The sequence below is a fragment of the Mesorhizobium sp. M4A.F.Ca.ET.050.02.1.1 genome (assembly GCF_003997725.1).
GTDB lineage: Bacteria > Pseudomonadota > Alphaproteobacteria > Rhizobiales > Rhizobiaceae > Mesorhizobium.
The window spans coordinates 1-532 of the sequence record NZ_RZSG01001464.1; the positions used below are offsets into that span (position 1 = coordinate 1).

The window sequence follows — 532 nt, forward strand, 5'->3', positions numbered from 1 at the left end:
AGATACGCCACCTTGCAGATGCTGAGGGAGGCGCCACCGCAGATTGGCGGCGACGAGAAGATCACCGAGACGCTGGCCGACAAGCCATCGACGAACGGACCGGCGACGCTGAAGCCGGTCCCTCCGACGGAGGCCGACAAGCAGAAGAAGGACACCGATAGCGAAAGCCGCGGTTTGAACGAGGTGCTGGTCGCGCCGGCACAGCCGCCGAAGTCCGAAGCGGAGAAAGCCGGCGGCCTGGTCCGGCAGGATGCGCTCCAGCGCACCGAGCCGGCGCCCGCGCCGACCGTCAGCGGTCAGCTCTCGCTCGACGGCGGCGCCGCGGCCCCCGCGGACGCTGCGCGCGCCGGCCGCGTGCCCGGCACCGCCGCCGAATCCAAGCTGATGGCGCAGCCGTCGACGCTGCCTGCCGACCAATTTCGGCCACAGGAGGAAAACCGCGACCGCGTCGAGGATTTCAAGACCAACCCGGTGCATGCCGCGCTCGAGGACCCGGTCTCGACCTTCGCGATCGACGTCGACACCGCCTCCT

General features: G+C 69.9%; 1 protein-coding gene. It reads left to right on the forward strand.

Annotation, left to right across the window (positions count from 1 at the left end; all coding sequences use genetic code 11):
* Window positions 1-532 (forward strand): von Willebrand factor type A domain-containing protein (locus tag EOA33_RS41245; RefSeq protein WP_245482617.1); only part of this gene is annotated, 532 nt, incomplete at both ends.